The organism is Dyella terrae, assembly GCF_004322705.1.
Taxonomy (GTDB): domain Bacteria; phylum Pseudomonadota; class Gammaproteobacteria; order Xanthomonadales; family Rhodanobacteraceae; genus Dyella_D; species Dyella_D terrae.
In genome coordinates this window covers 458984-480256 of record NZ_SIZZ01000002.1, presented here as the reverse complement: position 1 = coordinate 480256, position 21273 = coordinate 458984, and the positions used below count along the sequence as shown (strand labels likewise).

19 protein-coding genes are annotated in these 21273 nt (G+C 65.6%); 6 read left to right on the top strand and 13 right to left on the bottom strand.

Annotated features, from left to right (window positions below; translation table 11 throughout):
* Positions 1–29: 29 nt before the first annotated feature.
* Positions 30–1367: a hypothetical protein gene (locus EYV96_RS12985; RefSeq protein WP_131151967.1), complete on the top strand. Its 1338-nt coding sequence runs from the start codon at positions 30–32 to the stop codon at positions 1365–1367.
* A 4-nt stretch (positions 1368–1371) separates the two neighbouring features.
* Here the strand turns inward: EYV96_RS12985 and EYV96_RS12980 are convergent, their stop codons facing one another.
* From EYV96_RS12980 to EYV96_RS12960, 5 genes are all read right to left on the bottom strand, one after another.
* A complete protein-coding gene (locus tag EYV96_RS12980) occupies positions 1372–3384 on the bottom strand; it encodes an ATP-binding protein (protein ID WP_131151966.1) in 2013 nt (670 codons plus the stop codon).
* Between the two features lie 90 nt (positions 3385–3474).
* Entirely contained in the window at positions 3475–4164 is a 690-nt protein-coding gene (pdsR, locus tag EYV96_RS12975; RefSeq protein WP_131151965.1) for a proteobacterial dedicated sortase system response regulator, read from the bottom strand.
* A gap of 761 nt (positions 4165–4925) precedes the next feature.
* Positions 4926–5585: a ribulose-phosphate 3-epimerase gene (rpe, locus tag EYV96_RS12970; RefSeq protein WP_131151964.1), complete on the bottom strand. Its 660-nt coding sequence runs from the start codon at positions 5583–5585 to the stop codon at positions 4926–4928.
* A 131-nt stretch (positions 5586–5716) separates the two neighbouring features.
* Positions 5717–6529, bottom strand: a complete 813-nt coding sequence (gene djlA / locus EYV96_RS12965; RefSeq protein WP_131151963.1) for a co-chaperone DjlA — start codon at positions 6527–6529, stop codon at positions 5717–5719.
* Positions 6526–6837 (bottom strand): c-type cytochrome, encoded by a 312-nt coding sequence (locus tag EYV96_RS12960; protein ID WP_131151962.1) that lies wholly within the window; start codon positions 6835–6837, stop codon positions 6526–6528. Before EYV96_RS12960 ends, djlA begins: the two co-directional genes overlap by 4 nt.
* A gap of 122 nt (positions 6838–6959) precedes the next feature.
* Here EYV96_RS12960 and EYV96_RS12955 point away from each other — a divergent pair, with 122 nt between their 5' ends.
* Genes EYV96_RS12955 through EYV96_RS12940 form a run of 4 tightly spaced genes read left to right on the top strand, consistent with a single transcriptional unit; the run spans position 6960 to position 9077 of the window.
* Positions 6960–7856: a phosphoribosylaminoimidazolesuccinocarboxamide synthase gene (locus EYV96_RS12955; RefSeq protein WP_131151961.1), complete on the top strand. Its 897-nt coding sequence runs from the start codon at positions 6960–6962 to the stop codon at positions 7854–7856.
* Entirely contained in the window at positions 7853–8185 is a 333-nt protein-coding gene (locus EYV96_RS12950) for an SMR family transporter (protein WP_131151960.1), read from the top strand. The genes EYV96_RS12955 and EYV96_RS12950 overlap by 4 nt, the downstream gene beginning before the upstream one ends.
* A complete protein-coding gene (locus EYV96_RS12945; RefSeq protein ID WP_131151959.1) occupies positions 8185–8673 on the top strand; it encodes an Mpo1 family 2-hydroxy fatty acid dioxygenase in 489 nt (162 codons plus the stop codon). The genes EYV96_RS12950 and EYV96_RS12945 overlap by 1 nt, the downstream gene beginning before the upstream one ends.
* On the top strand, positions 8670–9077 hold the full coding sequence (locus tag EYV96_RS12940; protein WP_131151958.1) for a hypothetical protein: 408 nt from the start codon (positions 8670–8672) through the stop codon (positions 9075–9077). Before EYV96_RS12945 ends, EYV96_RS12940 begins: the two co-directional genes overlap by 4 nt.
* On the opposite strand, the gene EYV96_RS12935 is transcribed toward EYV96_RS12940, so the two are convergent.
* The 3 genes from EYV96_RS12935 to EYV96_RS12925 all read right to left on the bottom strand — a co-directional run bounded on the left by EYV96_RS12935 (position 9074) and on the right by EYV96_RS12925 (position 13401).
* Positions 9074–11170 carry a beta-agarase gene (locus tag EYV96_RS12935; protein ID WP_338068497.1) on the bottom strand — a complete coding sequence of 699 codons (2097 nt, stop codon included), beginning with the start codon at positions 11168–11170 and terminating at the stop codon, positions 9074–9076. The two genes, EYV96_RS12940 and EYV96_RS12935, sit on opposite strands and share 4 nt — an antisense overlap.
* A 102-nt stretch (positions 11171–11272) precedes the next feature.
* On the bottom strand, positions 11273–12607 hold the full coding sequence (locus tag EYV96_RS12930; protein WP_131151957.1) for an APC family permease: 1335 nt from the start codon (positions 12605–12607) through the stop codon (positions 11273–11275).
* A 98-nt stretch (positions 12608–12705) separates the two neighbouring features.
* Positions 12706–13401: a type 1 glutamine amidotransferase domain-containing protein gene (locus EYV96_RS12925; RefSeq protein WP_131151956.1), complete on the bottom strand. Its 696-nt coding sequence runs from the start codon at positions 13399–13401 to the stop codon at positions 12706–12708.
* 193 nt (positions 13402–13594) lie between these two features.
* Between EYV96_RS12925 and dinB the strand changes: the two genes are divergently transcribed.
* Positions 13595–14698, top strand: coding sequence for a DNA polymerase IV (dinB, locus tag EYV96_RS12920; RefSeq protein ID WP_131151955.1), 1104 nt, complete (start codon positions 13595–13597; stop codon positions 14696–14698).
* 232 nt (positions 14699–14930) lie between these two features.
* Here dinB and EYV96_RS12915 read toward each other — a convergent pair whose 3' ends face one another.
* The 5 genes from EYV96_RS12915 to EYV96_RS12895 all read right to left on the bottom strand — a co-directional run bounded on the left by EYV96_RS12915 (position 14931) and on the right by EYV96_RS12895 (position 21087).
* Positions 14931–15416, bottom strand: coding sequence for a hypothetical protein (locus EYV96_RS12915; RefSeq protein ID WP_131151954.1), 486 nt, complete (start codon positions 15414–15416; stop codon positions 14931–14933).
* A 138-nt stretch (positions 15417–15554) separates the two neighbouring features.
* On the bottom strand, positions 15555–16355 hold the full coding sequence (gene dapB, locus EYV96_RS12910) for a 4-hydroxy-tetrahydrodipicolinate reductase (RefSeq protein ID WP_131151953.1): 801 nt from the start codon (positions 16353–16355) through the stop codon (positions 15555–15557).
* Between the two features lie 127 nt (positions 16356–16482).
* The gene (lpdA, locus tag EYV96_RS12905; RefSeq protein ID WP_131151952.1) at positions 16483–18285 is read right to left on the bottom strand and encodes a dihydrolipoyl dehydrogenase; all 1803 of its coding nucleotides are present in this window, start codon (positions 18283–18285) and stop codon (positions 16483–16485) included.
* Positions 18286–18378: 93 nt separating this feature from the next.
* Positions 18379–20070, bottom strand: coding sequence for a dihydrolipoyllysine-residue acetyltransferase (aceF, locus tag EYV96_RS12900; RefSeq protein ID WP_131151951.1), 1692 nt, complete (start codon positions 20068–20070; stop codon positions 18379–18381).
* 180 nt (positions 20071–20250) lie between these two features.
* Positions 20251–21087, bottom strand: coding sequence for a mechanosensitive ion channel family protein (locus EYV96_RS12895; protein WP_131151950.1), 837 nt, complete (start codon positions 21085–21087; stop codon positions 20251–20253).
* Between the last annotated feature and the right edge of the window lie 186 nt (positions 21088–21273).

The following is a 21273-nucleotide window of genomic DNA, read 5'->3' as shown; positions in this document are numbered from 1 at the left end:
GGCCGATCGCCCAGGGGGAGCGCGAACCGATGGAACACCGTTGTCTTGTCGTCACCGGACGACTGCTGGAAGGCCAGGACGCCGATGCGGTACAGGCCCGCATGGCCCAGGCCTTTGGCATGGAGATGGCCGATTTCCGCAAGCGCGTTTTCGAGCGGGCACCGCTGATTATCCGGCGCGGGCTGGACCAGGACGCGGCCAATGCCCAGGCCACCCAACTTCGCCAGCTGGGCGTCGAAGCCGACGTATTACCCGACGATGCGCCCCTGATCTGGCTTCTTCGCGACGTCACCTTGCGCGGCCCCCTGCCGGAAACGGCACTGGGACGGTACGCACGGTCCGGCGACCAGTGGTGCCACGACGGTGGCCAGCAGTGGTTTCCCTGGGACGTTCCGACATCGCGCTCCTCTTCCCTGCCGCCGCCCATCCCGGAGCCTGCGGACCATCCGCTGCCGCCGCCCTTGCCGGTCGAGGCGCAGGAGATCGACGGATCGCTCCCGCCGCCGCTTCCTGACGAAACGGTGGCCTTCGAACCGCCGCCGCTGCCGCCGGCCAGGCGCCCTCCGGTATCACGCTGGGCCATCGCGGCGACTTGCCTTGCCATTGTCTCGCTGATCTGGACGACGATCGCCCCCGTCGCACTGGTGCTGGCCCTGGTTTGCCTGCTGGTGCTGATGCGCCGCAAGGACATCCGCGGGCGGGGCTGGTCGGTGACCGCCCTGGTGATCGCCCTGGCAGGCACGGGCATCCACTTCATGCCCGCCGGCCCCGACCCCGGCAAGGTGGCCCAGCAACCCGCGCCTCGTCGCCCGCTACAGCCCTTGCCGGCACCGGCGGCGGCCGCGCCGTCCAAAACCTCAACGTCACAGGTACCCGTGGCAGCGGCGAGCACCAGGGCACCGGCCGCAGCATCCAGCGCTGCAGCACCGGTCGCCCATGCGGCTGCGCCGGCATCGCCATCGACCGCGGCGACGGTAGTGGCCACACCCACGCGCTGTACGCGTGAAAACGTGCAGCCGCATAACGACGAAGACCGCTTCCTGCTCACGGGAGGCCAGCGCCTGCTAACCGGTCGCTCGCAACGCAAGGGCGACACCTACGTCGCCGAAGCGGCGACCGGCCTGGACCAGGCCTGCCGCCCCGATGACGTGCAGCTGTACGTCTTCCGCCGCGGCGTGTTCGTCGGCACCGCGCTCGAGGAGGCCGCGAGCAAGGCTTCGGCACGACTGGCGGATTTCGAACTGAGCGACGACCTGCACCTGCGCATCAACCTCGCACCGTGCAAGGCGGAGATTTGCGAAGCACCCATAGCGCGCCAGGTCGAACTGCTGCACGACGCCGGCGGTTGGGTGCTGAAGCGGCCTTGAGCGATCAGATGCCCAGGCGCTGCCTGGGCATGCCGTGCAGTCGCAAGACGAACGCCACGCCGCTGCCATCGGCCAGGTTGTGTGCCATCGCCTGGCCCTGGTGGCGTTCGGCCACCAGGCGCACCACGTAAAGGCCCAGGCCCAGGTGGGGCGCATCACCCGGCGTGGCTTTGTCGCGCAGGCTCACCAGCGAATCGAACAGGCGCCCCTGCATGGCGGCCGGCAGCGGTGCACCCTGGTTGGAAAGCTCGATCTCGGCGCCGTCGTCCAGCGCGCGCAGGCTCAGGCGAATCCAGCCGTGTTCCGGCGTGAATGACAAGGCGTTGTCGAACAGCTTGTCCAGCGCCTGCGCGATGAGTTCGGGCGCGCAATGCAGGATCAGCGGCGAGCCCGGCAGCTGGCACGTCAACTCACGCATGCCAGCCAGCGGGCGATAGGCGTCCGCGCAACCGCGCACCACCTCGCCCAGATCGACATCCTCCGGCTCGGCCGCCGCGATCGCGCGCTCCATGCGGCTGGCCTCGCTCATCGCACGGACGAGCTGCCCGAGGCGCGCCACGCCATCGCGCGCCCGCGCCAGGTAGGGCGCCGCATCGGGCGGCAAGGCGGCATGCTCGAGGTTGTCCAGCGACGACTTGACGATGGCGAGCGGCGTATTGAGTTCGTGCGACAACTTGGAAGCGAGCGTGCGCAAGTAGTCGGTGTATCCGCCGACCACATCAAGCAGGCGCTCGAAGCTGCGCGCCAGATCGCCGATTTCGTCGGGCGCATCCGTCATCGGGAAACGATCAAACAGGATTTGGCCGTCCAGACGTCCATCGTTGGCCTGCGCGCGTTCGGCGGCATCGCGCAAGCGCGACAGGCGCACGCTCAAACGCGTGGCGAAAGTCAGCAGGATCAGACCGGCGACAAGCAGGACGCCGAAGCTGGTCATCAGCAATCCGAACAGGGCCCGGTTGGCGAGCAAGGGCACGGCACGACTGGCCTGCTCCAGCAGAAGCACGCCGTCTTTGGCGTCGCCACCCAACGGCACGGCGACTGCAAGCACGACGCTGCCGCGCGTTTCACCCTGCCGCCACAGGGCGGTCGCGCCACCCCCGCCTGCCGTGTGCACGTCAGCCAGGTTCATGCGCGGCGCTTCATCGGCCCAGGGCTGCGCATCCTCCAGCGGGTTGGCCAGCAGCGATCGATAGACCAGGGAAGCGAACCAGCCGGGTTGATCGCTGGCTTCTGCCACCGGCGCATTCAGATGCCCGCTGCGCGCCACCACCCAACCATCGGGCGACAGAACCCGCGCACGCACGTGCTCAGTGAGCAGCTGCGCCAGCTCGTCGGACAACTGGGGCGAGTAACGCAACAACGGGCGCCAGCTGGCGATGGGTTCGTCGACGCTGCCCGCATCGTGCACGGCCACGTCGATCGCATCGATGCCGAGCTTGCGCGGCAGGCGCCCCTCGACGCGATATCCGCTGCCGTCCTCTTGCCACTGCGCGACCAGCAGGTCGGGAAATCCCGGCGCCGGGGGATCCAGCGGCCGCGCCGACACGGGACCGGGTGCGGCGCTGGCAAGGAGATACCGTCGCTGTTGTTCGCCAACCTGCAAACCCAGCACCACGTAGTCCGCCGCCATGACGTTGGCGTCTCCGGCGTCGGCGCGGACGCGATGCGTAGCGCGCACGTCGACGTAGAAGTAGAGCCAGTTGCCATCCTCCGCCAGCATCAGCTTGCCGCGCGCGCCCAGCGGCTGCGACCACGGCGTCATCGGCGCCCAGTCGTCGCCATAACCGTCGATGGTGATGGGGTTGGGCGTTTCCTGGACAAACCACGCGCCTCCGCCCTGCGGCAGCGGCGCATGCGTGACAACGAGGCTGCGCGCCATGGCCCGCGCGGACGCCTCCAGCGCCTGCGCCTGGCCTTCGCGCAGCAGCATCTCCATCTGCCGCACGTACAGCCACCCGGCCACCGGCAACGCCAGGGTGCACAGGGCGACAAGGAGGAGCTTGCGACGGAGAGTCATGATGGAGCGATGATGTTGCGGCGATGGCGCATTCTGGCAGCTTGCGGCGGGATGGCGAATGCCCGCCGCGCGCCGGACGTCACGACCGCATCAGGGGCGCCAGCGGTAACCCACGCCATGCACCGTCTCGATCCCATCGAATTCGGGGGCGACGGCGATGAACTTCTTGCGGATGCGCTTGATGTGCGACGTGATGGTGGCGTCGTCGACGACCAGCTCTGCCTCGCGCATCAACTGATCGCGGTTCTTCACGTGGCCAGGGAAGCGGACCAGGGTGTGGACCATCCAGAACTCGGTGACGGTCAGCGGAATTTCCTCGCCATTCCACGTGATGCGCATGCGTTCGGACTCGAGCTTCAGCGGGCCGTGTTCGATCACGGTCTCACTCGATGCCGGCGCCTTGAGGGATTCGATGCGGCGGAACAGGGCAGCGATGCGCGCGGCCAGCTGGTGCAGGCTGGTGTCCTTGCTCAGGTAATCGTCGGCACCGAGGCGCAGGCCGGAGATCACATCGAAATCGGAGTCGCGCGCGGTCAGGAAGATGATCGGCAAGGTCGCGGATCGCGCGCGAAGTTCACGGCAGAGATCGAAGCCGCCTTCGGGTTCGTCGCCAAGGCCGATGTCGATGATCACCAGTTCAGGCAGGCGCATGGCAAAGGCCGTGGATGCATCGTGGCGCGAGCCGTAGCCGCGGGTGTCATAGCCGAAGCGGTTCAGGGCTTCGACGTAGTTGGCGCGGATGAGGGGTTCGTCTTCGACAATGGCAATGCTGCGGCCCATGGCTGGTTCCTGCGTTCGATGGTGCGCAGCGTGCATTTCCCCCGGCGGACGCGCAAGCCACTGTGAGGCTTTGCCCGCGTTTTGTCAGATACCGCCTCGTGCGCGCCCGTTGTCCGCCGTCAGTCGTGCCGACACCGGGCGCCTTATAGGCACCAACGCCACTCAGACGCACGATCATGAGCCACCCCGATATCGCCAAACCCGATCCCAACGCCGAACTTCGCAGCTTCGAACCGCTGCGCGTCGTCCTGGCCGTCGGCGCGCTGATCCTCGGGCTCGTCATGAGCCTGCACTGAGCCTGTCGCCAGAGCACTAAGCCCTCCTGCCGTGGAAGGCAAGGTGGGCGGCCGTCGGACCATGGAAGGACCACGGCCGCCCGGGGCGCCAGCCAGGCTCCCCCGATCCGTTTCTGTTGGTGGTTCCCGACCGTGGATGATGATTGCTGCCCCGCTTCTTGCGGGGCTTTTTTTGGTCGCGGCCTGCCGATTCGACCGTGCGGGCCGGTGACGAGCTGCCATGCATGGCGCGTCTCAGCCTGCGGGCGACCATTAGCGAATTTCCCTGCGCCTTACGGGCCATGTCAGGGAACCTTTCGGGAAAACCCCGGTCAGAACTTACGGCAACCATCCAGATCCATTGCCGTGGACCTGCAGGAGCGTTGGACGGTTGCCAACGTGGTCTCCTCTGAAAAACGTCGTTCCGACGTCCTTATCCCGGCGCCACCCCTGCGCCGGGATTTTTATGCCCGATGACCGGCCCGCTCAGCCGATTTGGCGACGCATCGCGTCGATGACGGCCTTGTAGTCCGGGGCATTGAAGATGGCCGAGCCGGCCACGAAGGTATCTGCGCCCGCAGCCGCGATCTGGCCGATATTGTCCGCCGTCACGCCGCCGTCGATCTCCAGGCGGATGTCGCGACCGGTCTCATCGATGCGCCGGCGCACCTCGCGCAGCTTGTCCAGCGCACCCGGGATGAACTTCTGGCCGCCGAAACCGGGGTTCACCGACATGATCAGCACCAGGTCCAGCTTGTCGATCACATGGTCGAGCCAGCTGAGCGGCGTGGCCGGATTGAAGACCAGGCCGGCCTGGCAGCCCGAGTCCTTGATCAGGCCGATGGTGCGGTCGACGTGCTCGCTGGCCTCCGGATGGAAGCTGATCACGCTGGCGCCAGCCTTGGCGAAGTCCGGGATGATGCGGTCCACCGGCTTGACCATCAGGTGCACGTCGATCGGCGCGGTGATGCCGTAATCGCGCAGCGCCTTCAGGACCATGGGGCCAATGGTCAGGTTGGGCACGTAATGGTTGTCCATCACGTCGAAATGCACCCAGTCGGCGCCATCGGCCAGGACCTTGGCAGTGTTTTCGCCCAGGCGGGCGAAATCGGCGGACAAGATGGAGGGGGCGATGATCGGGGTCATGGGAGCCGTCGGGAGTGAGGAATGAGCGGTGGCGGGCGGCGGCCAGGGACATGCCCGGGTCGTCCCCACGCGAAGCCGCTAGTTTCTCACGCGAGCGGACCGGGCGCCCGTGAAAACGGGCCGCCGGCGCACTACTTGAAGCCGCGCTCGGCCTTGATGCGCTCGTAGGCGGCGTTGATTTCACTGGCGCGGGCTTCGGCGCGCTTGCGCATTTCCTCCGGCAGGTCGCCCAGGCGATCCGGATGGTGCTCGGAAATCAGCTTGCGGTAGGCACGCTTGATCGCACGGTCGTCGGCGCTGCGGTCGATGCCCAGAACCGTGTAGGGATCGGGACCGTTGGTGTTGCGCTGGGGCGGCACGTAACCGCCGCCGTGACCCTGCCCCGGGCCGCGGTAGTTGCCGCCCGCGCCGGCATTCCAGGCGTAACCCTTCATGGCCATCAGCGCCATCAGCTCCATGTCGCTGACGCGCAGCGCAAAGGCGAGCTGGCGCAGGATGGCCATTTTTTCAGGCGGCGGATTGCCCTCGGCGATGACGGTTTCGATCACCACGTCCAGCACCGGGAAGGCGTGGTCGCGGCGCATGCCCACCCACTGGCGCAGGCCATTGATCGCCGGCGTGACGTCGAATTCCGGCTGCTTGCCGGCATTGAAGCTGCTGATGGCCTGCTTGCGCTGCTCGGCGTCCAGGCCCATGCGCGTCATCAGGCGCTCGGCCACCGCGATTTCTGCTTCAGAGACGCGGCCATCGGATTTGGCCACCGCGCCCAGCAGGGCAAACAACGGCCCGATGTAGCCGCCGGCTTCGGGCGTCGCCCGCCGACGCTGGTTCTGCTTGAGGCTATCGATGATGAAGCCGGCGATGCCGCCGACAATGGCGCCGGGGATGCCGTGCCCGAAGATCAGCCCGAGGAAGGCCAGCAGCAGGGTCCACGAGATGTTCATGGCGTGGCCTTGACCGGGGTCTGCTCGCTGTACCACGTCGCCAGCTCGTCCAGGTCAGCCTCGCTGACCGGCCCGATGGCGGCCTGCATGACCGGAATCTTGCGGCGGCCGTCTTTGTACTGGCGCAACGCCTCGCGCAGGTAATCGCGCTTCTGTCCCGCCAGGTTGGGCGCCCCGGGAATCTGCGCCGCGCCGGTTTCCCCGTGGCATGCCGCGCACAGGCCCAGGCGCGCCGGCTTGGTGGCCGGTGCTGCCATGGCGAACGATGGGGTGGCGAGCAGGAAAACCGCAGTCAGGAAAAAGCGCATGGCGCGAATCGAGGGTGAAAGCGTCGATTCTAGCAGCAGGGGTCTTGTCGATAGGCTGACGTTTTTCGCCGCGCCCCGACCCGCCGCTACAATAGCCCCTTCCCCGCGCCCAGGAGCCCGCCGTGCCCACCACTTTGCTGCAATCGAACCTTCCCGGCCTGGACCTGATCCATCGCGGCAAGGTGCGCGACGTGTACGCGCTGCCGGGCAACCGCCTGCTGATCGTGGCGACGGACCGGCTGTCGGCCTTCGACGTGGTGCTGCCGGACCCGATCCCGGGCAAAGGTGAAATGCTCACCCAGATCTCCAACTTCTGGTTCGGCAAGACGGAACACCTGGTGCCGAACCATCTGCTGCACACGCCGCTGTCGGAGGTGCTCCCGGCCGGCACCGACCTGGCGCTGTACGAAAAGCGCGCGGTGGTGACGCGTCGCCTGAAGCCGGTACCGGTGGAAGCCATCGCGCGCGGTTACCTGATCGGCTCCGGCTGGAAGGATTACCAGGCAACGGGCTCGCTGTGCGGCATCCAGCTGCCCGCCGGCCTGCAGCAGGCGCAGCAATTGCCCGAACCGATCTTTACGCCGTCGACCAAGGCCGCTGTGGGCGATCACGATGAAAACGTCAGCTTCGACGCTGTCGTGGCAGCCGTCGGCACCGACCTGGCCAATCAGGTGCGCGAGGCCACGCTGTCCATCTACAAGTGGGCGGCCGCCTACGCCGCCGAGCGCGGCATCATCATCGCCGACACCAAGTTCGAGTTCGGTACGGACGAAGACGGCAAGCTCTACGTGATGGACGAAATGCTCACCCCCGATTCCTCGCGCTTCTGGCCGGCCGACGAATACCGCGTTGGCATCAGCCCGCCGAGCTACGACAAGCAGTTCGTGCGCGACTACCTGGAAACGCTGGACTGGAACAAGAAGGCGCCGGGCCCGAACGTCCCCGCCAACGTCATCGCGGGCACCTCGGCCAAGTACGCCGAAGCGCTGCAGCGCCTCGCCGGCATCACGCTGACGTGAGTGCCTGGGCAACGCTGGCCCTGGCGATCGTCGCGGAGGTGATCGCCACCAGCGCGCTGAAGTCCTCCGAGGGCTTCTCGCGCCTTTGGCCGAGCGTCATCGTGATCGTCGGGTACAGCGTGGCCTTTTATGCACTGAGCCTCACCTTGCGCCACATGCCCGTCGGCATCGCCTATGCGGTGTGGTCGGGCGTCGGCACGGCGCTGATCGCACTGATCGGGCTGGTGGTGTTCAAGCAGAAACTCGACGCACCGGCCCTGGTGGGCATCGGCCTGATCGTGGCCGGCGTCCTGGTACTGAATCTCTTTTCCCGCACGAGTGCGCATTGATGAGCGACGACACTTCCCAGCGCAGCCTGGCCGACTGGCTCGAAAGCTATGCGGGCGACCACCGCAACCCGATCAACCAGGCGCTGCACTGGATCTGCGTGCCGCTGATCGTGTGGTGCATCATCGCCGCGCTGTGGACCGTGCCGGTGCCGCCCAGCTTTGCCAAGCCGGGCTTCTGGGCGGTCGGCCTGCTGGTCATTGCCTTCTACGGCTACTACAAGCAATCGCGCGCGATTGGGCTGGGTTTGCTGGTGGTCTTCGCGATCATGGCCCTCATCTCGCACGTCGCCTTTGAACACCTGGGCCCCGTCACGCTTCGCTGGTACGCGCTGGGCGTGTTCGTGGTGGCGTGGATCGGCCAGTTCGTCGGGCACTTGTTCGAAGGCCGTCGCCCCAGCTTCTTCACCGATCTTATTTACCTGCTGATCGGCCCGGCCTGGCTCATGGACAAGCTCCTGCGCCGCCTGGGTCTGGGAACGCGCGCATGAACACTTTTCTCGTCCTTGTCAGCGGTCTGCTTTGGTGGGTGCTTTACAGCAGTATCGGCGCGCTGTTCGTCGCCATCATCGTGTGGGCGATCCTGCGCTGGATGGAGCGCGGCATGGTGGTGTTCAACCGCACGTACCTCGCCTGCCTGATCTGGCTGATGATCGATGCACTCGTGGGCGCCGTGGTGTTCTATCGCGCCAAGGGTCACATCGATGCCACCGTCATGATGCACAGCGTCGGCTGGCGCATCGCCATCATCGTCAACATGTTGCTGGGTGCCTGGCTGCTGTGGCGCATGGTGCCGCGCATCGACGCGCGTCGCATCAAGCCAACCAGTGCCTGCCTCGCGGTGGCCGTGGTGATGATGGTCGGCTTTGGTCTCTATACCAGCCTCGTCGGCTAACGCTCGAGTGCGCGCGCATTGGCGGCGCGCACGGCGTCGGTAAACGATTGGAACGGGATGTCGGTGATGCCGACCAGGCCGATGTGCGCGTTTTCGCCGTCCAGCAGGCGCCCGGTGACCGGCTGGTCCGTGTACTGGAACCAGTGTGCGCCCACGATGCTCGGATCCTTTGCGGCAGCTTCGACGTAGCGTGCATACGCTTCGCCGCGCTGCTGTTCGTTCCACACCGACACCACGCCCTTGCCGAACGGGCCGCGATCGTCCGAGCCGAAGTGGAATTCCGTGATCAGCACCGGCTTGCCCAACTTGCCTGCTGCTGCGGTGTCGACCCCATGCTGTGGTACGTCGGTGTAACTGTTGAAGCTGATCACATCGCAGTACTTCGCGCACGACGCCACGGCTTCGGGCGTATTGACGGCGAAGCGACCTCCCAGGAAGAGGTGATGCGGATCGTGACGATGCAGTGCTTCCGTGACCACCCGGAAGTATTCGTCGGCATACGTGCGCAGCCATGCGCTGGCGTCGTCGACGATGGCCGGATGCGCCTCGTTCGGTGACGGCATCTGGAAGCCGGTCGCGTTGAGCGCGTCCCATGAGGCGAGAGGCATGCCCCAGGCTTGCGCGAGTTTGCCGACGTCGCCGTACTTGGCTTTCAATACGGCAATGAAGCGCTGCTTGGCGTCGCTGCGCGACTCACCACGCAAGGTACCTTGCGCCAGCCCCCATCGACCATCGGGCCCCTGCCCCGCCCAGGCGAGTTCGTTATCGGCAAAATAGCCCAGCAGCCAGGGATCGTCGCGGACGTCCTTCGTCGCGTTGGCCACGGCGGCTTCGGCCGCAGCGACGAAACGCGGATCGAAGGGGTCGGGCATGCGGCCCCAGTAGTCGTAACCGCTGGAAACGTTGCCGTAGACACCGCCGATATTGATCGAGCGGGTGTATGGCAGGTGCTGGCCCTTCGCCAGTATGTCATCGCTCCAGTTGCCGACGGTATTGAAACCCCATGCACGCAGCCGCGTGGCAGTGCGTTGCATCCACGCGTTGCGCCAGCCATCGCCATCGATCCGACGGAGATTGGCGGCGTAGAAATCGAACCATTGGCCGTGGTTGTAGCCAATGCCCTGCGTGGAGGAAGCCTCCGCATTGCGGTTGTCGCCCGTGCCATAGAAGGGAGTCCACTCACCCTTCGCGGCGGGCAAGCCCTGGAACATCCATTCACGGCCCTGCACGTAAGTGCGCCCGCCATCGGGTGTGACGGCATTGACCCCGAGAGAGAAGAAGGCATGGCCTTCGGGCGTCACGAGCGTCCATCGCCCATCCCGCCGTTCGGTCCGGAACCAGCCCGTCGCCTTGAGCGTCGCACCGGCCAGTGTTCCGCCGTACTTGTCCTGATTCCCGCCAGCCGCAGCCAACGCCTGTCGAGCTCCCTCGCGAAGCGCTTTGTCGTCAGCGATTTTTTCTGGCCACGTCGCGCGCGTGTATTGCCCATAGACATCGACCAGTCCGGTGTAGGCAGACCGGAGCGCGTCACCCGGCTCGCCATGCAGACGTCCAAACGCCACCACCTGCGCGGCCTGCGGCGATGGCATGCTGATGCGCAGCCGTTCGATGGCACCGCCCTTCCATTGGCCTTCGACAGTGGTCGCCACGAGTTCGCGCTCACCGGCGTTTTCGTAAGGCATCGGTGGGGCCGCCTGCATGCCTTCGGCACGAGGCGATGTCGGATGAAGCGGCACGAGCAGCGTCTGTGCCGGGCCCGCAGGCACGCCGATCACGGCATGGAGCTTCTGATCCGGACGGCTGCCCTGGATGTCGACGACCAGGGTCACGGCCCAGCCCATCATGTTCTGCATGCGCAGGGCGATGGCACCACGGTTTGCGTCCAGCGCCGGCTGTTCGAGCACGATGCTGGGTTCGGTGGATGGCGTGAAGGTGTAACGCAGCAAGCCATCGCCCGCGTCCGGATGCTCCGCTCGCTGCACACCGTTCAAGGTCAGCGTCGCTTTCGGATCGGACAGCGACGTGGAAGGTGTCGCCTCGCACGCGCTCAGACACAGTGCGAGACAAAGGCCAGTGGCGAAACGCTGCATCATGTTCGCAACCCGTGACGGGGAAGCGGCCAGTATGTCAGCGCGGGCAGCGACTGGCGCATGCCCGGCGGATGCGGTTTTCCGGCCCTTCAGCCTGATGGGGCGTTAAAGGGCCCTGCGGCGCTGTATCGCGCGCCAGGCGTAGAACACGGGCACGCCGATCAGCACGAGCATCAGGCTCATGCCGGCATCGCCAGGCGAATCCAGCGTCGTCGCTCCGATCACACCCAGTACGGTCAGCACGAAGACCAGAGGCAGCACCGGATAGAACGGTACGCGATACGGCGACGGTTGGTCGGCGAAGCGACGGCGATACCAGAACAGTGTCGCGATGCCGAAGGCATGGAACAGCCACTCGCCCACCGTGGTGTAGTTGAGCAACTGGCCGAAGCTGCCCGACAGCACCAGCACGATGGCCCAGCCGCCCAGCACCGCGAGCGCGATCTGCGGCGCACGCGTGCGCGATTCGATGCGGCCCACGGCGCGGAAGAACATGCCGTCGGCGCCCATGGTCTGAAGCACGCGCGCACCGCCGGCAATGGCAATGCTGCAGTAACCGAAGGTTGAGCAGGCAATACCTACCGCGATCAAGCGCGCACCGGGCTCGCCGAGCCACTGGCGCAGCAGGTCCGCCGCCGGCGCACGGCTGGCGGCCAGACCGGCATGGCCCAGGCCAGCGAGGTACGCCAGGTTGACCAGCAGATAGCAGATCACCACACCGGCGAGGCCCAGGCCGAGCGCGCGCGGCATCGTGCGCTGCGGGTCTTTGACTTCACCGGCGAGGTCATTGAGGTAATGGAATCCGCCGTAGGTGAACAGCACCGGCAGCAAGGCGCCGAGGAAGGCCCAGGGCGGCAGCGGATGCGTTTCGTCGGTATCCAGCGCTACACCGAGCTGACCGCGGACCAGGACCAGGCCCGTGACGACCACGAGCACGATCGCACCGAGCTTCAGCAGGGTGAAAAGGTTCTGCATGCGCGCGCCTGCACGGATGCCGTAAAAGTTCACGCCCACGATGAAGGTGATGGCGCCCGCGGCCGCAGGCTTCACCCACATCGGCCCGAGGCCTATAGCGGCGCAGAAATAGTCCGCGAAGGTTGTCGCCACGGCGGCCACGCTGCCGGGGTAGTTGATCAGCGCCATGGTCCAGCCGAACAGGAAGGCCGGGAGCTTTCCGAAGGCTTCGCGCAGGTAGATGTAGATGCCGCCCGCCTGCGGTCGTCTCGCACCCAACTCCGCATAGCAGAGCACGCCAGCGAGCGTCAGCAGGCCGCCAACGGCCCACAGCGTCAGCAATTGCCAGCCGGAGGAGGTGCGCTCGGCCACGGTGGAGGCGCTGCGGAAAATACCGCCGCCGATGACACCGCCGATGACAATGGCGGCGGCATCCCAGGTACCGAGACGTCGCAAATAGCTTTGGGAATTTTCGGAGTCGCTCATGCAGCGACGATAACCTGTGAGACAGGCTTTAGTAGAGGGGGAAAGAAGTCAGGGGTGAGGCGCGGCGCACGCGGCGGCCGCGCCCCATGGCCGAAGGCTCAGTCCACGGCCTCGCTGCCGCGCAATGCGGCAAGCACGGCCTTCGCCGTGGCAGCGGACGATGCGGGGTTCTGCCCGGTGATCAGATTGCCATCGGTGATGGCATACGACTGCCAGTCCGCCTTTTTCGAGTAGGTGGCGCCGCTCTGCTTGAGCATGTCCTCCACCAGGAAGGGGACAACCTGCGTCAGACCGGCTGCATCCTCTTCGCTGTTGCTGAAACCGGTGACGGATTTGCCCTTCACCAGTAACTCGCCATTCGGCGCCTTGACGTGTCGGAGCACCCCGGGCGCATGGCAGACGGCGCCCACCGGTTTACCCGCGGCGTAATAACGTTCGATCAGACGAATCGAGTCCTTGTCCTCGGCCAGATCCCACAGCGGCCCGTGGCCACCCGGATAGAACACGGCGTCGTACTGGTGCTTGACCGCTTCGGCCAGCGGCAAGGTCGACGCCAGCGCCTTCTTCGCCGCGTCATCGCTGTTGAACCGCCGCGTGGCATCACTCTGGTTGTCCGGATCGTCGCTCTTGGGGTCGATCGGCGGCTGGCCGCCTTTGGGCGAGGCCAGGGTGACCTGGGCACCCGCGTCCTTGAACGTGTAATAGGGTTCGGCGAACTCTTCCAGCCAGAACCCGGTTTTCTTGCCCGTGTTGCCGAGCTGATCGTGGGACGTCAGAACCATCAGGATCTTCATGCGCTACTCCAGGGACCGGGGTATGGCCACCGATCATGAACAGGCCGGCGGCAAGTCGCCGTGATGTGGGTACGGGCCAGCCCCGGACAAGCGGCCGCGACGACCGCGTGGAGCATCGGGCAAACATCGCGGCGGATCAGGCATCATCGGCACCGGCCCCCAGATATCTTGCTGAATCGTCTTACACCCTGTCGTGTCGCCCCCTGTCCGAAAAATCCTTCACGTCGACATGGATGCGTTCTACGCCTCCGTGGAGCAGCGCGACGATCCGTCGCTGCGCGGCCAGCCGGTCGTGGTGGCCTGGAAGGGCGCGCGCTCGGTGGTGTGCGCCGCCAGTTACGAAGCGCGCAAGTTTGGGGTTCGCTCGGCGATGCCCGCGATCCGGGCCGAGCGGCTGTGCCCGCAGGCGATCTTCGTGCCGCCGGATTTCACACGCTACAAGGCGGTATCGCGCCAGGTGCGCGAGATCTTCGCGCGCCACACCGACCTGATCGAACCCTTGTCACTGGACGAGGCGTATCTTGATGTGACGGCGAGCAAGAGCGGGCTTGCGTCCGCGACGGCAACCGCCGAAGCCATCCGTGCGGCGATTCGCGAGGAGACACAGCTCACCGCCTCGGCTGGCGTGGCGCCCAACAAATTTCTGGCCAAGATCGCATCGGACTGGAACAAACCCGATGGCTTGTTCGTCGTTCGTCCACGCGATGTCCTCGGTTTTCTCGAACCCCTGCCCGTCGGCCGGCTTCCCGGCGTCGGCAAGGTGATGGAGTCGAAACTGCACACGCTGGGCTGGCAGACCGTCGGCGATATCCGACAGGCTCCGGCGTCTGTGCTGGAGCAACACTTCGGACGCTGGGGACGACGCCTGCATGAGCTGTCGCTGGGCATCGATGACCACGCCGTGCAGCCGGATCGCCCCACCATGCAGATCTCCTCCGAAGACACGTTCGCAGCGGATCTCACCCTGGCCGAACTGGAACCACACATCCGCGACCTGGCCGGAAAAACCTGGGCCGCCTATGAACGAGAAGTCGCGAGCGAGCACGGCCGTATCGCCCGCACCATCGTCTTAAAGCTCAAGACCGGAGATTTCCAGACACTGACGCGCAGCCTCACACCATCAACGCGGCCAGCTTCGGCCACGGAGCTCGCGGACATAGCCTGCGCCCTACGCGAACGCGTCGATCGCCCTGCCGACAGCCGCTATCGACTCGTTGGCGTAGGCCTGTCCGGATTCGTCGACCGCGACAGTTTCGCGGCACAACCCGATTTGTTCGATGGGGAGGAAGAGCGGTGAACAGGTAAACGGTGAACAGTAAAAGCAGGGCCGCCGCTGCGACAACCCGCTTCTCTCCGTTCGCCGTTTACAGCCCGCCGCGCGGGCGACCCAACCGCTCGCGGGGCGGCGTCGAAGAACGGTGAACAGGTGAACGGTGAACAGTAAGAGCGCGGTCACCCCGCTTTTCTCCGTTCACCGTTCACAGCCCGCTACGCGGGCGACCCACCCGCCCGCTACGCGGGCACCACCGTCAGTAGCCGCCGCGCCCGAGAAATCCGCGACCGACCACGCACATGCCGCAGCTGTCGCAGGTATCGAGTGCGGCCATCAGCCGGGATTTGTCTTCCTCCGACAGCTGATCCATCGCTTTCTTTTGTTCGGTGACATCGTCCGACCGGAAGACCGCGTTGGCCGCTGGCGTGGCGCTGATGACCTGCCGATAGAGGCCACGGCACTGGCTGTCGACATAGCAGAAGCCGTCGTGCACCGCGACGTAACCTTTGTAACCTTTCTTTTCCAGCGCAGCCTTGCACCCGACGGTTGCACCCGAGAGAAAGCTCTTCATGGCGCAGGTTCCCGAGGAGCACTGCAGGCCGGCGGCGCACGTCGCCTTGATGTCTTCATTTTCGCCGCAAGCACCGCCCAGCTGGCGTGTCACTTCCTTCTTCGCGACGGCGTCGAAGGAAAGGAAAACCAACAACACGAGACCGACGACAAACAGGCATTTCCTCAACATGGTGAGCGTTCCCTCTTCGTGCGGATTTGCACGACCTCAAGCTCGATCAAGCGTTGTGATTGACCGGTGAGATCTGGCCCGCCGCAGAAGCAGCGGGCTGAAGATTGGGAAACGTCTGAGTGCCGCAAGCGCCGTGATTCAAATCTCCAGAACGGAGTCGAGTCCACGGTGCAAACCGGACAGGCCACTCACCTTGCGGATGGCCAGCAGGGCGCCGTCCACATAAGGCTTGGCACTTTTCCCGGCGTTGTGACGCAGCGTGAGGGTCTGGTCAGCCATGCCGAAAATGACCTCGGCTCCAAGCACGAAACCGGGCAGTCGTATCGCATGCACTTGCGCGCCACCCATCGTTGCGCCACGCGTTTCGCGCACACCGCGCGTCTGGTCGACCGGGATCGTCAGTTGTGCCTCGCGCACCTTGCCCAGGCGCCCGGCCAGTTCGCGCACGGTGCCGCTGGGCGCATCCGGCTTGCCGTCGTAGGCGTAGTCGATGATTTCCCAGCTCGGGATGTACTTCGCCGCCATCTCGGCAAACTTCTGCATCAGCACCATGGTGAGTGCGAAGTTGCCGCAGGCGAGGACGCCGCGCTGCTTGCTGCGGGCGACGGCATCGATCTCCGCATAGTCCTCGTCGGACAAGCCGGACGTACCAACCACGACGTGGGCCCCGTGCTCGAGCGCGGCCAGGATGTTGCCCTTCGCCGAATCGGGCCTGGTGTATTCCACGAAAACGTCGCAGGGCTGTGCCAGCGCTTCGGCGGCCGTGGCGTAAACCCTGGACTTCAGCCGATCCTCGCCAAGCACATCGCCAAGGATCTGGCCGGCTTTCGAACGGGAAACCGCGCCCACGAGCTCGATATCGTCCGTGCCGGCCATACCGCGTGCGAGCTCCGAGCCCGCCCATCCTGTCGCGCCTGCGAGTACGACTTTCAGCGTCATGATCGTGTCCTTTGCGAGGGGAAACCTTCGACGTGGGGGACCATCATGACGCGTTCAATGCGTCAAAAGCGCAAAAGAAAACCGGCGCTCCGAAGAGCGCCGGTTTCTGTAACCGAGGGACCGCCGCTTACTTTTTCTTCTTCGGCAGGTACAGGTCGGTGATCGTGCCTTCGTAAGCCTCCGCCGCCATGCCGACCGATTCGCTCAGCGTGGGGTGCGGGTGGATGGTCAAACCAATATCGGCCGCCTCGGAACCCATCTCGATCGCCAGGGCGACTTCGGAGATAAGGTCACCGGCATGGGGGCCGACGATGGCGCCACCGACGACGCGGTGGGTTTCCTCGTCGAAGATCAGCTTGGTGAAGCCTTCGGTGCGATCGATGCCGATCGCGCGGCCGCTGGCGGCCCACGGGAACTTGCCCACGCCGATCTTCAGGCCCTTTTCCTTCGCCTCGCGCTCGGTCACGCCCACCCATGCCACTTCCGGATCGGTGAATGCCACGGACGGGATCACGCGCGCATCGAAATGGCTCTTCATGCCCGACACGACCTCGGCGGCAACGCGCGCCTCGTGCGTGGCCTTGTGCGCCAGCATCGGCTGGCCGACGAGGTCGCCGATGGCGAAGATGTGCTTCACGTTGGTGCGCATCTGCGTGTCGACGTTGATGAAGCCACGCTCCGTCACCGCGACGCCCGCCTTGTCGGCACCGATCTTGTTGCCATTGGGCGAACGGCCCACGGCCACCAGCACGCGATCGAACAGCTTGGTGTCCGGCATGCTCTCGCCTTCGTAGCTGACTTCGATGCCCTTCTTGGTGGCCTTGGCTTCGACGACCTTGGTCTTCAGGTGCACGCCCTTGAGCTTGCCGCCCAGACGCTTGGCCAGCGGACGCACGAGGTCGGCATCGGCACCCGGAATGATCTGGTCCATGAACTCGACCACGGTCACTTCGCTGCCCAGTGCGGAATACACCGTCGCCATTTCCAGGCCGATGATGCCGCCGCCCACCACGAGCAACTTGCCCGGGACATCCTTCAGTTCCAGCGCGCCGGTGGAATCCATCACACGTTCGTCGTCCCACGGGAACGCGGGCAGCTTCACCGACTGCGAACCGGCGGCGATGATGGCGTACTCGAAGCGCAGCAGCTTCTTGCCTTCGGCCGTCTCGATTTCCATCTCGTTTGGCGAGACGAACGTGCCGACGCCGGTGACGTTACGCACCTTGCGCTGCTTGGACATCGTCGCGAGGCCGCCCGTGAGCTGGCCGACGACCTTGGTTTTGAAACCGCGCAGCTTGTCGAGGTCGAGCTTGGGCTTGCCGAAGCTGACGCCGTGCGCTGCCATGGCTTCCGCCTCGTCGATCACGGCAGCGGCGTGCAGCAGCGCCTTGGACGGGATGCAGCCCACGTTGAGGCAGACGCCGCCAAGCGATGCATAACGCTCGACCAGCACGGTGTCGACGCCGAGATCCGCGGCGCGGAAGGCGGCCGTATAGCCGCCCGGGCCGGAACCGAGGACGACGAGTTTGCATTCGATGTCGGCGGTGCGGCCGGACGCGCCCGCGGCCTTCGGCGCCGGTGCGGCGGCAGCTGCGGGTGCGGGTGCGGGTGCGGGTGCGGGTGCGGGTGCAGGTGCCGCGGCAGGAGCCGGCGCAGCAGCCTTCGCAGCTTCCGGCTTCGCGGCGCTTTCGGCCGCTTCGACGATGGCGATCACGGCGCCTTCCGACACCTCATCGCCGATCTTGACCTTCAGTTCCTTCACGACGCCGGCGGCGGTGGAGGGAATCTCCATGGTCGCCTTGTCCGATTCGAGCGTGATCAGGCTCTGTTCCTTGGCGACCGTGTCGCCGACGTTCACCAGGACCTCGATCACCGGCACGTTGTCGTGACCGCCGATGTCGGGAACCTTGATTTCAATGGTGCTTGCCATGGGGAATCCTTCAATTGCGTGTTCGCAGGCGGGCAGCGATGTTCGCCGGGCCCGCCCTACCCCAACCTTCGCCCCGCAGGGCGAAGGAGGTCGTCAGAGCAGCAGGCGGCGGATGTCGCCCAGCTGCTGCGCGAGGAACGAAGCAAATCGCGCGGCCAGCGCACCGTCGATGACGCGGTGGTCGTACGACAGCGACAGCGGCAGCATCAGGCGCGGCGCGAATTCCTTGCCGTTCCACACCGGCTTGGTCTGCGCCTTGGAGACGCCGAGGATCGCCACTTCCGGTGCGTTGACGATCGGTGTGAAGGCCGTGCCACCAATGCCGCCGAGCGAGGAGATCGAGAAGCAGCCGCCGGACATTTCAGCAGGACCGAGCTTCTTGTCGCGCGCCTTCCTGGAGATTTCGCCGAGCTCGACCGCCAGGTCCAGCAGGCCCTTCTTGTCGCAATCGCGGATCACCGGCACCACCAGGCCATCGGGCGTATCCACCGCGATGCCGATGTGGAAGTACTTCTTGAGGATCAGCTTTTCGCCGCTCTCGTCGAGCGAAGCGTTGAACTTCGGGAATTTCTTCAGCGCCGCGACCACCGCTTTGATCTGGAACACCAGCGGGGTGATCTTCAGATCCTTGTTTTCCTCGCCGAGCTTCTTGCGGAAAGCTTCCAGCTCGGTGATGTCAGCGTCTTCGTGCTGGGTGACGTGCGGGATCATCGCCCAGTTGCGGGCGAGGTTCGCGCCGGAAATCTTCTGGATGCGCGACAGCGGCTTCTCTTCGATCTCGCCGAACTTGGCGAAGTCGACCTTGGGCCACGGCAGCAGGTTGAGACCACCCACACCGCCGGAAGCGGCACCGCCGGAGACCGGACGTGCGCCGGAAGCGAGCGCGTGCTTGATGTAGGCGGCGACGTCTTCACGCACGATGCGGCCACTGCGACCGCTGCCTTTCACCTGCTGGATGTCCACGCCCAGCTCGCGCGCGAAAGCGCGGATGGACGGGCTGGCGTACGGGGCATCGCCCGGCATGACGATGCGCGAATCGAACGGCGGGCGTGCGGTCGGCGCAACGTCGCCTTCCGGCGCATTGCCCGGCAGCACACTGCGGCCACCGATCGGCTCGGGCTTTTCTTCGACCTTCGGCGCCTCGACGGCAGCCGCAGCGGGAGCCGGTGCCGGAGCGGCAGCACGGTCCGTCGTTTCGATCAACGCGATGACGTTGCCTTCGGAGAGTTCGTCACCCAGCTTTACCTTGAGTTCCTTGACGACGCCGGCGAAGGGCGACGGCACTTCCATCGTGGCCTTGTCCGACTCGAGCGTGATCAGGCCCTGGTCCTTGGCGACGGTGTCGCCGACCTTCACCAGCACCTCGATCACCGGCACGTTTTCGTTGCCGCTGATGTCCGGCACCTTGGCCTCGCGCACGCCGCCACCGGACGACTTCGCCGGCTCCGCTGCGCGGGCCGGGGTCGATGCGGGCGCTGGTGCGGCTGCAGGGGCCGGAGCCGGAGCGGGCGCGGCGGCGGCCGGGGCGGCGGCGGGTGCGCCGGCGTCTTCGGCCTCGATGATCGCGATCACGGCGCCTTCGGAGACTTCGTCACCGACCTTGAGCTTCATTTCCTTGATCGTGCCGGCAAAGGGAGCGGGCACTTCCATGGTGGCCTTGTCCGACTCCAGCGTGATCAGGCTCTGCTCTTTGGCAACCTTGTCGCCGGGCTTAACCAGAACCTCGATCACCGGGACATTGTCATGTCCGATGTCGGGTACGCGGGCTTCTTTCAGGTCGGCCATGATGTCTCCTGCGGATGGCATGTGGCGCTTGCCCGGGGACGGCAAGGCGCAAGAGCCCAATCATAGCGAAGACGTGCCAGTTCCGTACCAGTTTGGAGGCCTCAAAGGCACCATGCGCCCACGTATGCTGACCAAAAAACAGACCAATGCGCGAAGTGGTATCGCCCGGCTCGACGAAGGTCAGGCTTGCGGCGGCACCAGCGGCGCGCCCTGCACCACCGTCAGCTCCCGCTGAGGGACCGGAATGCTGATCCCGTCGGCCTCGAAGCGCTCCTTGATCGCACGCAGAAGGTCGGTCTGGGCAGGCCACAAGTCGTCGATCTTCGTGTAGGCCCGGATGACCAGGTTCACTGCCCCCACGCCCAGGCTTTCAGTCCAGATACCCGGCGCCGGCGTGCGCAGGATGCGCGCATCGGCGGCAAAAAGCGCCTGCACCGTGGCCATGGCCTTGCCCACGTCGTCCTTGTAGGCGATGCCCAGCTTCACTTCGAAGCGCCGCACGCCGCGACGATTGAAATTGACGATGGCGTCCGCCCCGATCTTGCCGTTGGGCACGATGGCTTCGCGGTTGTCGGGGAGCACCAGCAGCGTGTGCATGAGGTTGATGCCTTCGACCGTGCCGTCGACACCCGCGGCAGTGATGAAGTCACCGACCTTGAACGGACGGAACACGATCAGCAGCACGCCCCAGGCAAGATTGCTCAACGAACCCTGCAACGCCAGGCCGATCGCCAGGCCCGCCGTACTGAGCGCCGCGATCAATGGCGCCGACGGCACGCCCAGTTGCTGCAGCGCCATCACCACCAGCAACACGATCAATACGCCATTGATCGCATTGCGCAGAAAACCACTCAATGTCGAATCAATGTTCGCCCGCTGCATGGCACGCATGGCAACGTTCGCCAGCCGCGCCGCCAGCCACATCCCGATCACCAGAATCGCCAGCGCACCGAGAATATTGAAGATCAGCTGGATGCCAGCCTCGGAAAAATGCAGCCGCACAAGAAAGTCATGCATGAGCCCGTACCCGATAAAAAATCTTATCGAAGCTTACCAAGCCCAAATGAGACGCCACATGAAAACGCGGCCTTACGCTCTTACCGTTGCCCCTTCACCGCTTTCCCATCCCCCATAAAAATGCCGCGCCCGGGGGAAGGGGGCGCGGCGGCGGGACGCGACTGAGGGAGAGTAGGGTGCGTCCCG

What these genes read in the sequence shown, in the direction of transcription:
- EYV96_RS12985 (WP_131151967.1), top strand. Translation starts at nt 30, where the DNA reads ATGGAACACCGTTGTCTTGTCGTCACCGGACGACTGCTGGAAGGCCAG.
- EYV96_RS12980 (WP_131151966.1), bottom strand. Translation starts at nt 3,384, where the DNA reads ATGACTCTCCGTCGCAAGCTCCTCCTTGTCGCCCTGTGCACCCTGGCG.
- pdsR (WP_131151965.1), bottom strand. Translation starts at nt 4,164, where the DNA reads ATGGGCCGCAGCATTGCCATTGTCGAAGACGAACCCCTCATCCGCGCC.
- rpe (WP_131151964.1), bottom strand. Translation starts at nt 5,585, where the DNA reads ATGACCCCGATCATCGCCCCCTCCATCTTGTCCGCCGATTTCGCCCGC.
- djlA (WP_131151963.1), bottom strand. Translation starts at nt 6,529, where the DNA reads ATGAACATCTCGTGGACCCTGCTGCTGGCCTTCCTCGGGCTGATCTTC.
- EYV96_RS12960 (WP_131151962.1), bottom strand. Translation starts at nt 6,837, where the DNA reads ATGCGCTTTTTCCTGACTGCGGTTTTCCTGCTCGCCACCCCATCGTTC.
- EYV96_RS12945 (WP_131151959.1), top strand. Translation starts at nt 8,185, where the DNA reads ATGAGCGACGACACTTCCCAGCGCAGCCTGGCCGACTGGCTCGAAAGC.
- EYV96_RS12940 (WP_131151958.1), top strand. Translation starts at nt 8,670, where the DNA reads ATGAACACTTTTCTCGTCCTTGTCAGCGGTCTGCTTTGGTGGGTGCTT.
- EYV96_RS12935 (WP_338068497.1), bottom strand. Translation starts at nt 11,170, where the DNA reads ATGATGCAGCGTTTCGCCACTGGCCTTTGTCTCGCACTGTGTCTGAGC.
- EYV96_RS12930 (WP_131151957.1), bottom strand. Translation starts at nt 12,607, where the DNA reads ATGAGCGACTCCGAAAATTCCCAAAGCTATTTGCGACGTCTCGGTACC.
- EYV96_RS12925 (WP_131151956.1), bottom strand. Translation starts at nt 13,401, where the DNA reads ATGAAGATCCTGATGGTTCTGACGTCCCACGATCAGCTCGGCAACACG.
- EYV96_RS12915 (WP_131151954.1), bottom strand. Translation starts at nt 15,416, where the DNA reads ATGTTGAGGAAATGCCTGTTTGTCGTCGGTCTCGTGTTGTTGGTTTTC.
- dapB (WP_131151953.1), bottom strand. Translation starts at nt 16,355, where the DNA reads ATGACGCTGAAAGTCGTACTCGCAGGCGCGACAGGATGGGCGGGCTCG.
- lpdA (WP_131151952.1), bottom strand. Translation starts at nt 18,285, where the DNA reads ATGGCAAGCACCATTGAAATCAAGGTTCCCGACATCGGCGGTCACGAC.
- aceF (WP_131151951.1), bottom strand. Translation starts at nt 20,070, where the DNA reads ATGGCCGACCTGAAAGAAGCCCGCGTACCCGACATCGGACATGACAAT.
- EYV96_RS12895 (WP_131151950.1), bottom strand. Translation starts at nt 21,087, where the DNA reads ATGCATGACTTTCTTGTGCGGCTGCATTTTTCCGAGGCTGGCATCCAG.